The following is a 13,403-nucleotide window of genomic DNA, read 5'->3' on the forward strand; positions in this document are numbered from 1 at the left end:
CATTTGTTGAACCAGGTAATTGATAAAAACGGCAAACCTATACCAGCATTTTTTATAGCCTATGCTTGGTATTTTCTCCCCAACAAATGTGAAACACTACCGAACCCGGTAGTGTGCCATTTTTGCAAGTGGTCTATCCGAACTTGCCTAAGGTTAATGAGCCTGATGTCGCGGCGATCGATGTGATGGACAGCATTTTGACATCGGGTAGAAGCTCTCGACTCTATCAAGCTTTGGTAGAGACAGGCTTGGCTAGTAGTGCCAGTGGTAGTGCTTCATCGATGATTGGCACAGGTTGGTATTTTATGAGTGCGACTCCGACCGCAGGTAAATCTCTCGAAGAACTCGATCGCCTGTTAATTGCCGAAGTTGAAAAATTGCAAACGCAGCCGATTACGTCCGAAGAACTAGAGCGGGCGAAAACCAGTATGCGAGCAAGCTACATTTTGGGTAATCGGGATGTTAATTCACAGGCTATTCAAATTGGGTATAACCAGACCGTAGCTAAGGATTATCGCTACAGCGATCGCTATTTGAGTGCAGTAGATAAGGTCACGAGTGCGGATGTCAAGCGTGTAGCCAAGCAATATTTACAACGCGATCGCCGAGTGGTTGGATATTTTGAGCCATCGGTGATTACGGCTGGGGCAGGGACTACGCCTAGCAATGCTCACTCTTCAAATGCATTTCAACCTAGTTCTCCCGTTGATCCTGCTGAAGTAGCTAAGTACTTACCAGAAAGCGCTTTAGTTGCTAAGCCTGCAATTCCCCCTGAGGTCAATCCTGATAAGTTCACCCTATCCAATGGGTTGAAAGTTCTGTTATTAAGCGATCGCAGTACGCCATCCGTAACTTTAGTGGGTGAAATCAATGCAGGAGCAGGTTTTGACTCAGTTGAGAAAGCTGGTCTAGCAGTCATCACGGCTCAAAATATCACCAATGGAACAGCGACTAAAGATGCCTTAACTCTTGCCTCACAGTTAGAAAATCGTGGAGCCAGTTTAGGATTTTCGGCTGGTCGCGAAAGTGTGGGTATCTCTGCCATATCACTGTCCAAGGATTTGCCAATTGTGATTGATCAATTAGCTGACTTGCTCCAAAATGCGACTTTTCCAGCTAAGGAATTTGAACTCAATCTTCAGCGCAATCTCCTCGCCTATAAGTCAGAAATGGATAATCCCAACTCTTTAGTGCGTCGGATTTTTCAATCAACGCTCTATCCTAAGGGACATCCATTTCAGGCGATGCGAACTGAAGAAACCCTCAAGTCTTTAACCCGTGAAGACTTAGCTAAGTTCTACAAGACCTACTATCGACCTGACAATACGATTCTCACGCTCATGGGTGACTTCGACCCTGCGGTGGTGAAAGCCTTACTCGAAGAAAAATTGGGTAAATGGCAAGCTACAGGTAAAGCGCCAAATTTCCAATACCCAAAAGTTTCAAATCTTGACCGTACTAATGAAAAGCAAGCAACTCTAGCAGGTAAAACTCAAGCGGTAACCATCATCGGTCATCCGAGTATTTCCCGCTTCGATCCTCAGTATTACCCTGCGCTCTTGCTGAATCAGGTTGTTGGTGGTGATACCTTAGCCAGTCGTCTTGGGACCGAAATTCGCGATCGCCTTGGTTTGACCTATGGCATTTACAGCTATTTCCAAGCGGGTAGACCACCACAGGGAGCATTTATGGTGCAGATGCAAACCAGTGGAAAGGATACAGAAAAGGCGATCGCAGCCACGGTGGCTTTGCTTAGATCTGTGCGCGACAAGGGTATAACTCAAGCTGAGTTTGATGTGGCAAAGAAAAGTTTGCTCAATGGCTTTAGTACTGAATTTGCTAATCCTGACAGCGTGGCAAGTTCTCTACTCAGTGATGAAATCTATGGCTTCCCAGTTGGCGATTTCTACAAGTTCCCCCAGCGCATCCAATCAGTAACTCTTGAACAAGTCAATCGTGCGGCTAAGGAATTATTACAACCCGATAATCTCTTGATTGTTTCGGTAGTTCCTAAAGCTGAAAAATAGTAATACCAATGGTCAAAAGGGGCAAGACCCTTTTGACCATTGGTATCAAATCCATGAATTACTTTCACAATGGACAAGCTTTCCCTTTTCCCAACTGAAGACGGATCAGTTACTTTTTGGTCAGACACTTTTCAAGAAACATTTCATAGCTCCCACGGCGCAAAACACGAAGCCGAAGCTAAATTTGTCATACCCGCCAAAATCGCAGAAAGAGCCAGAACCCAAACTCAACTCAACATCCTCGATGTTTGCTATGGCTTAGGTTACAACAGCGCGGCAGCGATCTCCTGTGTCTCCTCATTACCAGATCGCAGGGCTAATCTCCACATCATCGCTCTCGAAAACAACCTCGAAGTCCCCCAAAAAGCGATCGTCGCAGGATTAGTCGATATTTGGCAACCAGCGATCGCGCAAATCTTAAAAACTGCTGCTGAAGCTCAAACTGTAGTTACCGAAAATTTATCTTTACAACTACTCATTGGCGATGCCAGACAAACCATCAGCCAAGTCCCCACAAAATGGGCTGATGCAATTTTTCTTGATCCCTTCTCTCCGCCCCATTGCCCCCAACTCTGGACAGTCGAGTTTATCCAACTTTTAGCCAACTGCCTCAAACCAGATGGCTATCTGGTTACTTACTCCTCATCCGCCGCCGTTCGGGCTGCCATGCTGTTAGCAGGACTAAAAATAGGGGCGATCGCACCCATCGGACGCAAATCCCCCAGCACGATCGCCGCCTTTGCACCTACCCCACTACCACCAATATCTGACACCGAAGCTGCTTTTCTCCATACTCGCGCGGCTATTCCCTATCGCGATCGCACTTTATACAGCACAGCCGCCGAAATAATTTCTAGCCGTAAAGCAGAACAAAACAACAGCAACCTGCCTCCAAGTTCTAGCCTACGCAAAAAAATTTAGATATATCAAACCAAAACCCAAAAAGCGAGTGGCGGCGCTTCGCGCCGCCACTCGCTTTTTGGGTTTTATGTTCTAAGCAAAACTTGCTTTGCTATACAGAGCTTCAAGCTATATCTAAACTTTTTTGCAAAAATTATAGACATTAGATCATTCATGCTCTAACATAGATGATCGCGACTTTTTTGGCATTCCTCATGAACGCTTCTGAAATCATCCGCTCAATTGAAGCGGAATATATCAAAACGGATCTTCCCACAATTTATGTGGGTGATACTGTCAAGGTTGGAGTTAGGATTAAAGAGGGCGGCAAAGAACGTACTCAGCCATACGAAGGCGTAATCATTGCAAGACGTGGTTCTGGCATTAACTCTGTCATTACCGTTCGTCGTGTATTTCAAGGAATTGGAGTTGAGCGAGCCTTCTTGCTACATTCTCCCCAAATTGAAAGCATCAAAGTGATTCGTCGTGGTAAAGTACGTCGTGCTAAGCTCTACTACTTACGTGACCTCGTTGGTAAAGCAACTCGTCTTAAACAACGATTTGATCGCCCACTATAGAGACATCTATGGTTATACTAAGTATCAAACACTATTTTGTTATAGCAATTGATACAGATATAACTGGTTGCGTATCGAAATCGTGTTTTCATTACGTGCGTCCTTAGTTCAGTTGGTAGAACGCAGGTCTCCAAAACCTGATGTCGGGGGTTCGAGTCCCTCAGGGCGCGCTTCACCAATTTCACAAGATCGAAATTATTTAAGCTTGTTCAAGACTTTACTTAAACATATCGCATTTATCAAGATTGCAAAGGGATCGCAAGAGTTGCCGCTATGACGAAAAACGAACTAAAAGAGCAACCAAAAGAAGCACCGAAAGCTGGAGCAGATGTACAGTCTGAACCAACTGGAGTTGCCAAACTTTTTGTAGAATCCAAAGCCGAATTCGGTAAGATTGTTTGGCCCACCCGCCAACAACTGATTAGCGAATCTGCATCGGTTCTTTTGATGATCGTTGCAGTAGCAACCTTTGTTTATCTAATTGATGCTTTGTTTAGGGCGATCGCATTGCAGGTGTTTCAATAATGTTTACCGAGGACATCGACCACTCATCTAGTAGCCACGAAGATGAAGACGTACTGTTTAACTGGTACGCCGTCCAAATTGCTTCAGGCTGCGAAAAAAAGGTTAAGTCGAGCCTAGAGCAACGCATCAAAACTCTTGATGTCGAAGATAGGATCAAGCAAATTGAAATTCCGCAGACACCGACCGTCAAACTGAGAAAGGATGGCAGTCGAGCAACCTCTGAGGAAAAGATTTTCCCTGGATACGTTCTGATCCAAATCAAAACTGTCAGAAATGAGATCGGACAGCTAGAAGTTGATGATGATGCGTGGTTGGCTGTCAAAAGCACCCCCCATGTAATTAACTTCGTTGGTACAGAGCAAAAACGTCATTACGGTCGTGGTCGTGGACATGTTAAACCTCGTCCTTTAACCGAAAAAGAAGTCGAAAGAATCTTCCGTGTCACCGTCGAACAAGAGCCAGTTCTCAAAATCAATATGGCTCAAGGCGACAAAATCAAAGTGCTTAATGGACCCTTCAAAGACTTTGAAGGTGAAGTGGTGGAAGTTAGCCCAGAACGTAGCAAACTTAAAGCCCTTCTTTCCATCTTTGGTAGAGACACTCCTGTAGAACTAGAATTCAATCAGGTTCAAAAGCAAAACTAATTCACTCAAACGCAGGTTTGTAGATTTTTTAACGGCTAAAATCAATGGCTAAGAAAGTTACAGCAATTATCAAGTTAGCACTTAATGCTGGTAAAGCTAGTCCAACTCCACCAGTTGGTCCTGCTCTAGGTCAGCATGGTGTAAACATCATGATGTTTTGTAAGGAATATAATGCCCGTACTGCTGATCAAGCAGGCATGGTCATTCCTGTCGAAATATCTGTTTATGAAGACCGAAGCTTTACCTTCGTTCTCAAAACACCACCAGCATCAGTTTTAATTCAAAAAGCGGCTGGTATTTCCTCTGGTTCGGCAGAGCCTAACCGTAAAAAAGTTGGTTCGATCACCAAAGATCAACTTCGCCAAATCGCGGAAACCAAAATGCCTGATATCAATGCAAATGATATCGATGCAGCAATGAAGATCATTGAAGGCACGGCAAAGAATATGGGCGTTACGATTAGCGCTTAGTTCTTTAGCTTTGTAAACTTTTGAGATCAATAAGTTTCAATAAAAATTTTAGTTGGGGGAGGGAATTAAGTTTTCCGATCGCACCCCGTAGGAGTAATCATGGCAAAGAAAATCTCAAAGCGTCTTAAGGAAGCTCTCAGCAAGGTTGAGCCCCGTCCTTATGCACCAATTGATGCGTTAGAACTAGTTAAGGTAACAGCAACCGCTAAGTTTCCTGAATCTGTAGAAGCACACGTCAGACTAGGTATCGATCCGAAGTACGCCGATCAACAATTGCGGACAACGGTGACTTTACCTAAGGGAACAGGTCAAACAATTCGCGTGGCAGTTATTGCTCGTGGTGAAAAAGTTGCTGAAGCAACCGCCGCAGGTGCAGACATCGCTGGTTCTGAGGAACTAATTGATGAAATCAGCAAGGGAAGAATGGATTTTGATTTGCTGATTTCCACACCTGACATGATGCCCCAAGTGGCTAAGCTTGGTAAATTGCTTGGTCCAAGAGGATTGATGCCTTCGCCTAAAGGTGGTACGGTAACTACTGATTTAGGTGGTGCAATCAATGAGTTCAAAGCTGGTAAGCTAGAATTCCGTGCTGATCGTACTGGGATTGTGCATATTCAGTTTGGCAAGGCTGCCTTCCCTGCTGAAGACTTGCTAACTAACCTTAAAGCTTTGCAAGAAACGATTGATCGTAATCGTCCTTCTGGCGCAAAGGGTAGATACTGGAGATCACTCTATGTGTCCGCAACGATGGGACCAGCGATCGAAGTTGATGTTGCTGCATTACGCGACCTCAAACTTGCAGAAGCATAAACAAAGCCTTTTTAAAGTCATTATCCTTGAGATTACTTAGCCCCAAGCAGTAAGAATATCAAGGAAGTATTAAAAGCTCAGTCTAATTGTTGTAATAAGCCTAGAAAGAAATTTCGACAACTGAATATCTCCATAGACAGCAGGTGCTGATTGCTTAATTTCCTGCCGAGGTGTTTTAAAAAAGATTCTTGAGAGAATACTTTTTTAGCCTCGGTCTGCGAAAAGACGAGGCTTTTTTAATGACTTTTAAAGATACATACAGCCAATTTAATAGCGAGTTAAATCGTTGAAATTGGTTCCAAACACAAGGAGGTGAAAACCATATGGGTAAGACCCTAGACCAAAAGAAATTTTTAGTCGGAGAAATGACCAAAGAGTTTGAAGGAACTCAGATGGTCATGGTAATCGACTACTCAACTTTGTCAGTAGCTGAGATTACCAAGCTCCGCCGCTCACTCCGTCCTACGGGTACGGTGTGCAGAACCACCAAAAATACTTTGCTCAAGCAAGCAATCTCTGATGTACCCGAATGGAAGTCTCTCGAAGGCTTTTTAACTGGTCCTTCGGCATGTTTATTTGTCAAAGATGACATCGGTGGTGCTGTCAAGGCATACCAAGCTTTCCAAAAGGAATCTAAGAAAACCGAACTTCGTGGCGGTGTCTTAGAAGGTCGCGCTTTGACTGCAAAAGACTTGCAAGCGATCGCTGATCTACCTTCTAAAGAAGTACTTATCGCGCAAATTGCTGGCGCAATCAATGCGGTTACCGCCAAGATCGCGATTGGCATCAAAGAGGTTCCTCAATCTCTGGGCAGAGCTATCAAAGCTGTTTCCGAAAAGGAAGCTGCTTAGAACAATTGGTAATTACGAATTTTCAATTACGAATTACGAATTATCAGTTACGAATTATCAACCTAATCTAATTAATTAAAGAGAAAAACTATGTCTGCAAAAATCGACAGCATTATTGAAGAACTAAAGTCTTTGAGCCTTCTTGAAGCTTCTGAATTGGTCAAAGCGATCGAAGAAACCTTCGGCGTTTCGGCTGCTGCTCCTGTTGGTGGCATGATGATGGCTGCTCCTGGTGCTGCTGGCGCTGCTGCTGAAGAAGTTGAAGAAAAGACTGCTTTTGACTTGGTACTTGATGAAGTTCCTGCTGACAAGAAGATTGCTGTTCTGAAGATCGTACGCGAAATCACTGGACTAGGGCTAAAAGATGCTAAGGATTTAGTTGAGTCTGCTCCTAAGACAGTTAAGGAAGCTATGGCTAAGGCTGATGCTGAAGCTGCTAAGAAGCAAATCGAAGAAGCTGGTGGTAAGGTTTCCATCAAGTAGTTATTATTTAACGCAAAGCGTTAAATAATAAAACCCAAAGATTTAGAGGCGGCGCGAAGCGCCGCCTCTAAATCTTTGGGTTTTATTATTTATAGTTGGCTATATCTATAAAAATGGATTTTAGAACATGAACGATCCTTTATCAGAATTATTTGCGGTGATTATTGATCGCCGAGAGCATCCGCAAGAAAGTTCTTATACTTGTAAATTATTTGCAGGTGGCGACAACAAAATTTTAAAAAAAATTGGCGAAGAGTCTGCCGAAGTGGTGATGGCTTGTAAAGATGATGAACCCGATGCGATCGCCTCTGAAGTCGCGGATTTGTTTTATCACACGTTAGTGGCGATGGCCCACCACCATGTTGATCTGCAATTGGTATACGACAAACTTGCTCAACGACGCTAAAAGTTAAAAACTTAAGGTTGGGCTTTGCCCAACCTTAAGTTTTTAGTACGCAATACTTAATTAATGCAGTAAGATTACCTATGAATTGATCAAAGGGTAGATAGCTGTGGCATCGAATAGTGTAGAGCGTTCTCAGTCTCTGACAGGCAGTATTTTAAAAGGCACTCTTAAAGCTGTTGGTGGCACATTGCTAGGCATTATCATGATTGGTGGTGCAGCAGTGGCAGGCGGGCTAGTGGGATTGGCTCTCAGTTTTCGCGATTTGCCTGATGTGAGAGTCCTCAAAGGTTATGTCCCTGTTGAAACCACTTATATATATGACATCAACGGGGGACTAATTGCCCGTTTGCATGGTGATGTCAACCGTGAAGTTGTTACCCTTGATCGCATTTCGCCGCACCTCAAGCGATCGGTTTTGGCTATGGAAGATGCGTACTTCTATACTCACAAGGGTATTGATCCCAGCGGTATTGGACGCGCTATTTTAGCTAACTTTAATGCAGGTGGAACCGTTGAAGGTGGCTCAACCCTAACGCAGCAATTAGTTAAAAATTTATTTCTATCTAATGAACGTAGCCTGAATCGCAAAGTTGCTGAAGCAGTTTTAGCAATGCGGGTTGAGCAAGTATTTACCAAAGAGCAGATCCTTGAGATGTATCTTAACCAAGTATTTTGGGGGAAAAATACTAATGGTGCAGAAACAGCTTCTCAGAATTATTTTGGTAAATCTGCTGCTGACCTAACTTTAGGTGAAGCCGCCATATTAGCGGGTACGATTCAAGCGCCTTCGGTTTTCAATCCCGTGGATAACTATGCGGAAGCCAAAAAACGCCAAGGTTTGGTGCTTGATCGACTTCTAGAGCTAGGATGGGCTACTCCCGCTGAAGTCAAAGCCGCCAAAGCGCAAAAAATTACAATTCGCAAGCAAGGTATCTCCTATGAAGCCAGTCGCGTTCCTTATGTGTCCCAAGCGGTCACGGCTGAGCTAGAAGAAAAGTTTGGGCGTGATGTCGTTCTGCAAGGTGGATTGCGTGTGCAGACGACGATTGACTTAAAGTTACAACGCATTGCTGAAGAGGTGGCTGCTGAAGGACATCGAGATTTGATAGATCGCGGAGCTTATGCTGATCAATTGTCCTTGGTGGCTGTCGATCCTCGTACAGGATTTGTGAAGGCGCTAGTAGGTGGGGTTGGCGACTTTGACAAAAATCAGTTTAACCGCGCTGTATTGGCAAGAAGACAGTTGGGATCATCTTTCAAGCCTTTTGTTTATTATCTTGCTTTTGCTTCAGGTAACTATACCCCTGACTCAGTGATCGATGATAGCCCTATGACAATTCCTGACGGAGATGAGCCATATATTCCTCGGAATTATGACAATAAGTTCTCAGGATCAATGAGCATCCGTCAAGCGATCGCCGTTTCTCGAAATATTCCTGCGCTTAGGTTAGGAATAGAATTTGGCAATGAAAATGTAGTTGCCCTTTGTCGAAAATTGGGGATCAATAGTCCAATCCTGCCTGTTGTGTCTTTGCCTCTCGGTGCAGCCGATGTTACGCCAATGGAAGTGGCTGGAGCTTATGCCGTATTTGCTAGTGGTGGTTATAAATCAAAAACAACGTTAATCGCCCGTGTGACCGATCGCAATGGTAATTTGGTACTGGATAATACGCCGAAGCCTGAGTTAATTCTTGACCCAGTGGCGGTTTCTTACTTGACCGATGCCTTGCGTAGTGTTGTTACCAATGGCACAGCTACAGAAGCGCAAATGAGTGATGGGAGACCTGTCGCAGGCAAGACAGGTACGACTTCAGATTTTCGAGATGCTTGGTTTGTGGGCTATACTCCTCAGCTATCGGTTGCGATTTGGATTGGTAACGATGATTATTCACCGATGGCAAATGGAGTTACTGGTGGTGTGTTTGTAGTTCCGATTTGGCGCAAGTTTATGGAAAGGGCTTTAGCTGGTCAACCCATCGAGCAGTTTCCTGTTCCAAGCGAAATCCAAGAAAAAGAAGGTACTAAAAAGAAAAACTAGCAAAAAGTATTGCAAAGCAACAGTAATTCTCGTTATAAAAATCGGTTTTTTAAAAGCCCGCCGTTGGCGGGCTTTTAAAAACCGATTTTGTTATTTCCAGCGCCTTCGGCGCTGGAAATAACAAAATCGGTTTCATAATGAGAATTGCTGGCAAGGCAATACTTTTTGCTAAATCTTAGGAAATTATGTTGCAACAAATTTTATTTATTTTGCGCTTACTTGTTTACTCAGCGATCGCCTCGGCAGTAATTAAATATGTTGCGCCCACTTGGAGCTTACTGGCGAATAATTTAACAGTAGATGTGATGAATGAGATCGCGATATCTTTAATCACCTTACCCGTTGGTTTATTCGCCTTTGTTTTATGGCTTAAGCGCTAATGCTATAGCGTTTATCAGTCCAGTTTGTTTCCCTGCCTTTGGCAGGGAAACAAACCTTTGTATAGCTGTCGCCAATTGTATGAGGACATAAAGCCCAAGAATCAAGTGGCGGCGCTTCGCGCCGCCACTTGATTCTTGGGCTTTGGTTTGTACTACCTAAATAAGATTTGCAAAACTCTTAGTCATGACAAAGCAATTGCGACCGTCGGTCAAAGTATCGTATCTGATGTCGTCTGCAACTGTATTGGCAATCATCAGACCTCGCCCCCCTGTCGGAATATCATCGATACTTTCAAAATCTTGAGCCTTTTGGGCTTCTATAGCAGCCCTATCAATTTCAGCCTGTAGATCAAACGGTTCCCCAAAATCCCAAATTCGCATCTCTAAAAAATGTTCGAGTTTGTGGATTGTAATCTCAATATCGATTGGTGTTTCTTCAGGCAATCCCTCATGGGCATAGGACACTACATTGGTAAACACCTCAACCAACACGAGGTTACACTGCATCCAAGTTGGTTTTGGTAATAAATCTTGAAATTGCTGAAACCACTCTTGCAATTGAGCAAGAGCATAAATATCACTGTTAAACTGAATGTGGTAATGCTCTAACACTGATAACTTATCTGACTTTCTAAGAATCTAGTATTTTTAGGTTTAAGTTTAATTACTGGCGGTTGTACCAACGCATTAATACACCCGCAAGTCTTTCTGAGTCATGACATACAGTGCCATTGTCTTTTTCCCGCATGATGTTAGCCACTAAAATAGGGCATCCCATAGCATTAAGGCTATCACGATCTAGATATGTAAAATGTGAACCAGATGAAGCATAGTGTTGTAGCGATCGCTCTGAAGGTGGATGCTTTTGGGCTAAAACCACATCAAACAGTCGCACACCTGCTATCTCATCTAAAACTCGCACATAATCAGATACAGCATAACCGTCAGTTTCACCTACCTGACTCATGATATTACAAAGATAGATCGATGGCACATTGCGCTCAATTAATGCTTTTAGTATTTCAGGTACGAGTAGGTTAGGAATAATACTTGTATACAAGCTTCCAGGTCCTATCACAATTAGGTCTGCTTCATTAATATCCTCAATTGCTTGGGGCAAACCCTGAGGATTATTAGGCTTGCAGCCTATGTGTTTGATTTTTCCTTTGGCTTTAGGAATATTGGACTCCCCCTCAACATACCGTCCATCTTCAAATTCAGCCCATAGCACCATGTGATCAAGGGTTGCTGGCAATACGCGCCCCCGTACAGCTAATACCTGTGAGCTAGCAGCGATCGCTTTTTCGAGATCGCCTGTGACTTCACTCATGGCTGTGAGAAATAAATTGCCAAAGCTATGACCAGTTAAGCCTTCTCCAGTTTGAAAACGGTATTGAAAAAGTTCGGTGACTAGTTTCTCCTCATCGGCGAGGGCGGCGAGACAGTTACGAATATCCCCAGGAGGTAAGACTCCATACTCACGGCGCAAACGTCCAGAGGAGCCACCATCATCGGCTACGGTGACGATCGCCGTGATATTAGCGCTATATTGCTTCAGCCCACGCAATAAATTTGATAAGCCTGTACCACCACCCACAGTGACAATTTTGGGACCACGGTTGAGCTTGCGATGGGAGACTAGCAATTCTAATAGTTCTTTGTCTTGATTGGGCATCAAAACTTGGGTGATCGATCCAAGAGCGCGTTTTTGTCCTAGCCACAATAGCCCTAGCCCGAATAACAGGGCGAGAGGTCCACTCATGTTGCGGGGCAAGATCGCGACTAAGGTGTCGATCGCATTACCAATCAAGCGTGACAAATATAAGATCGGAGTTAGCCTTGCGGAGATGGCTATCCCTAACACGATTAACACAATACCGACGATGCTAACTAGTAGCCATCGCTTCACAAATAATCCTGGTAAAAACCACTGAAACCCTCTCAGCCACTTTCTTCTTTTTAGGGCTGGACGATATCGATTTGCTGGTGGCTTTTTTGAGGGCTTCATTTAGCATCCTGTAATATGTACCAGCACTTCGCGGGTATGACCCAAGTTGCGATGTTCCCAGACAAAGATTCCTTGCCAAGTGCCGAGGGCAAGTTTACCATTAGCGATCGGGATCGTTTCTGAGGTTTTGGTAAGGGTGCTGCGAATATGCGATGGCATATCATCAACTCCTTCAGAGATATGGCGATATTGGCTGGCATCTTCAGGAATCAGTTTTGTAAAAAATGTTTCTAAATCTGCCAATACATCAGGATCGGCGTTTTCTTGAATAATTAGGCTAGCGGATGTATGACGTAAAAACACGTTGCATAAACCCATCTTTATCCCTGATTGAGATAAGATTGCATCCACTTGGCGGGTGATATTGTGCAGCTTTTTGCCATTGGTACGCAAAGCGATCGTTTGCTGCACCATAGTTTGGACTGTATTTACTGTATTTGTGTTCATTGAGTATCTAGAAAAGTGCCAACTATGGATAATGCTACCACTGGTGCTGTGATGGCGGATAAAACCCGATCGCCTAACGATACAGGGATAAATCCTGCGGCGATTGCCATCTCTTCTTCTCTAGTAGTCCAACCACCCTCGCAACCTGTGGTAACGATGATCTCAGAATTTTCTTCCCCACTTGAGTTTTGCAGACTAGTTAGTAAATGTGGGGCATTAGGACTAGTTACACAAATGTATTTCCAAGTTGGTAATGCTGAGCTTGTCAGAGTATCTAGCCATGAAGTTAATGTTTGGGGGCTATGAATTTCAGGCACATAATTACGCATTGATAGTTCAGCGGATTCCTCGGCAATGCGTTGCCAGCGATCGCGTTTTTGGTTGCCAATTTCTGTACCTGATTTGATGATTGTGCGATCGCTAAATAACGGCACAATTTGACGCACTCCTAGCTCCGTAGTTTGACGAATTACCGACTCGATATTGCTACCTTTAGGCATAGCGATACCAAGAGTAATTTGGGCGGCTAACTCAGAATTATTTTCTAATTTGGCAATGACTTCGGCGACATCGGGATCACTGGATAGCTTGGCTAACCACCATCCACCTTGGCGATCGAGGGCAATAAATTCGGATTCAGTTTCTAATCGCAATACATTGCATAGGTAATGTCTTTGCTCGGTGGTAAGTGCGATCGGGCTATTTATTTGTAAAGCTGACAAGACTTGGTGCGCTTGTAAAGTTAATCTTTGCAGTCGGCGTTTTTTGATCACAGCTTAAACGAGTTATTGAAATTACAAGAACTTATAGCAATAAAGGGTTTGCTTAGGGCA

At 43.9% G+C, this 13,403-nt stretch carries 15 protein-coding genes, 1 tRNA gene, 1 pseudogene and 1 other annotated feature; of the genes and pseudogenes, 13 read left to right on the forward strand and 4 right to left on the reverse strand.

Annotation, left to right across the window (positions count from 1 at the left end):
* The first annotated feature begins 113 nt into the window (after positions 1-113).
* From H6G05_RS18950 to H6G05_RS19010, 13 genes and pseudogenes are all read left to right on the forward strand, one after another.
* Complete coding sequence (locus H6G05_RS18950; RefSeq protein WP_322096399.1) at positions 114-2,027, forward strand: M16 family metallopeptidase; 1,914 nt, start codon at positions 114-116, stop codon at positions 2,025-2,027.
* Between the two features lie 69 nt (positions 2,028-2,096).
* Positions 2,097-2,948, forward strand: a complete 852-nt coding sequence (locus H6G05_RS18955; protein ID WP_190580351.1) for a tRNA (5-methylaminomethyl-2-thiouridine)(34)-methyltransferase MnmD — start codon at positions 2,097-2,099, stop codon at positions 2,946-2,948.
* 194 nt (positions 2,949-3,142) lie between these two features.
* Positions 3,143-3,505, forward strand: a complete 363-nt coding sequence (gene rplS / locus H6G05_RS18960) for a 50S ribosomal protein L19 (RefSeq protein WP_094529846.1) — start codon at positions 3,143-3,145, stop codon at positions 3,503-3,505.
* Positions 3,506-3,602: 97 nt separating this feature from the next.
* Positions 3,603-3,675, forward strand: a tRNA-Trp gene (locus H6G05_RS18965).
* Positions 3,676-3,778: 103 nt separating this feature from the next.
* Entirely contained in the window at positions 3,779-4,030 is a 252-nt protein-coding gene (gene secE / locus H6G05_RS18970) for a preprotein translocase subunit SecE (RefSeq protein WP_190580353.1), read from the forward strand.
* Positions 4,030-4,674, forward strand: coding sequence for a transcription termination/antitermination protein NusG (gene nusG, locus H6G05_RS18975; RefSeq protein WP_094529774.1), 645 nt, complete (start codon positions 4,030-4,032; stop codon positions 4,672-4,674). The genes secE and nusG overlap by 1 nt, the downstream gene beginning before the upstream one ends.
* A 44-nt stretch (positions 4,675-4,718) precedes the next feature.
* Positions 4,719-5,144, forward strand: a complete 426-nt coding sequence (rplK, locus tag H6G05_RS18980; protein ID WP_094529776.1) for a 50S ribosomal protein L11 — start codon at positions 4,719-4,721, stop codon at positions 5,142-5,144.
* 99 nt (positions 5,145-5,243) lie between these two features.
* Complete coding sequence (rplA, locus tag H6G05_RS18985) at positions 5,244-5,957, forward strand: 50S ribosomal protein L1 (RefSeq protein ID WP_190580354.1); 714 nt, start codon at positions 5,244-5,246, stop codon at positions 5,955-5,957.
* Positions 5,958-6,069: 112 nt separating this feature from the next.
* Positions 6,070-6,204, forward strand: a sequence feature (ribosomal protein L10 leader region).
* Positions 6,205-6,280: 76 nt separating this feature from the next.
* Positions 6,281-6,808, forward strand: a complete 528-nt coding sequence (gene rplJ, locus H6G05_RS18990) for a 50S ribosomal protein L10 (protein WP_190580356.1) — start codon at positions 6,281-6,283, stop codon at positions 6,806-6,808.
* A gap of 90 nt (positions 6,809-6,898) precedes the next feature.
* Positions 6,899-7,291, forward strand: a complete 393-nt coding sequence (gene rplL, locus H6G05_RS18995; protein WP_190580358.1) for a 50S ribosomal protein L7/L12 — start codon at positions 6,899-6,901, stop codon at positions 7,289-7,291.
* A gap of 133 nt (positions 7,292-7,424) precedes the next feature.
* Positions 7,425-7,697 (forward strand): annotated as a pseudogene (gene hisE / locus H6G05_RS19000) (phosphoribosyl-ATP diphosphatase); the annotation flags it as partial.
* A gap of 106 nt (positions 7,698-7,803) precedes the next feature.
* Positions 7,804-9,735, forward strand: coding sequence for a transglycosylase domain-containing protein (locus H6G05_RS19005; RefSeq protein ID WP_190580362.1), 1,932 nt, complete (start codon positions 7,804-7,806; stop codon positions 9,733-9,735).
* 185 nt (positions 9,736-9,920) lie between these two features.
* The gene (locus tag H6G05_RS19010; RefSeq protein ID WP_190580364.1) at positions 9,921-10,115 is read left to right on the forward strand and encodes a hypothetical protein; all 195 of its coding nucleotides are present in this window, start codon (positions 9,921-9,923) and stop codon (positions 10,113-10,115) included.
* 156 nt (positions 10,116-10,271) lie between these two features.
* Here the strand turns inward: H6G05_RS19010 and H6G05_RS19015 are convergent, their stop codons facing one another.
* Genes H6G05_RS19015 through H6G05_RS19030 form a run of 4 tightly spaced genes read right to left on the reverse strand, consistent with a single transcriptional unit; the run spans position 10,272 to position 13,343 of the window.
* Positions 10,272-10,727 carry an ATP-binding protein gene (locus tag H6G05_RS19015; RefSeq protein ID WP_190580366.1) on the reverse strand — a complete coding sequence of 152 codons (456 nt, stop codon included), beginning with the start codon at positions 10,725-10,727 and terminating at the stop codon, positions 10,272-10,274.
* A 52-nt stretch (positions 10,728-10,779) separates the two neighbouring features.
* Positions 10,780-12,123 (reverse strand): gluconeogenesis factor YvcK family protein, encoded by a 1,344-nt coding sequence (locus tag H6G05_RS19020; protein ID WP_190580368.1) that lies wholly within the window; start codon positions 12,121-12,123, stop codon positions 10,780-10,782.
* A complete protein-coding gene (locus H6G05_RS19025; protein ID WP_242025647.1) occupies positions 12,124-12,570 on the reverse strand; it encodes a secondary thiamine-phosphate synthase enzyme YjbQ in 447 nt (148 codons plus the stop codon).
* Entirely contained in the window at positions 12,567-13,343 is a 777-nt protein-coding gene (locus tag H6G05_RS19030; protein WP_199310649.1) for an RsmE family RNA methyltransferase, read from the reverse strand. Before H6G05_RS19030 ends, H6G05_RS19025 begins: the two co-directional genes overlap by 4 nt.
* Positions 13,344-13,403 lie beyond the last annotated feature (60 nt).

The sequence above is a fragment of the Phormidium tenue FACHB-1050 genome (assembly GCF_014696925.1).
Classification (GTDB): Bacteria; Cyanobacteriota; Cyanobacteriia; order Pseudanabaenales; family Pseudanabaenaceae; genus Pseudanabaena.